At 56.6% G+C, this 221-nt stretch carries 1 rRNA gene; it reads right to left on the bottom strand.

What is annotated here, in order from left to right:
• A 5S ribosomal RNA gene (gene rrf / locus IE98_RS45600) occupies positions 1-94 on the bottom strand; the annotation flags it as partial.
• Positions 95-221 lie beyond the last annotated feature (127 nt).

Here is a 221-nt window from a genome sequence, read left to right on the forward strand (position 1 = left end):
ACAGGGTCCCCCCTGCAGTACCATCGGCGCTACGAGGCTTAGCTTCCGGGTTCGGAATGTAACCGGGCGTTTCCCTCGCGCTATGACCACCGAAACACTGTGAAACACATCGAACAACCGACACATGGGCCTGTTCGTGGTTTCAGAACCAACACAGTGGACGCGAGCAACTGAGGACAAGCCCTCGGCCTATTAGTACCGGTCAACTCCACCCATTACTG

Origin of the sequence: Streptomyces sp. NRRL B-24484 (assembly GCF_000717715.1) — a bacterium.
Classification (GTDB): domain Bacteria; phylum Actinomycetota; class Actinomycetes; order Streptomycetales; family Streptomycetaceae; genus Kitasatospora.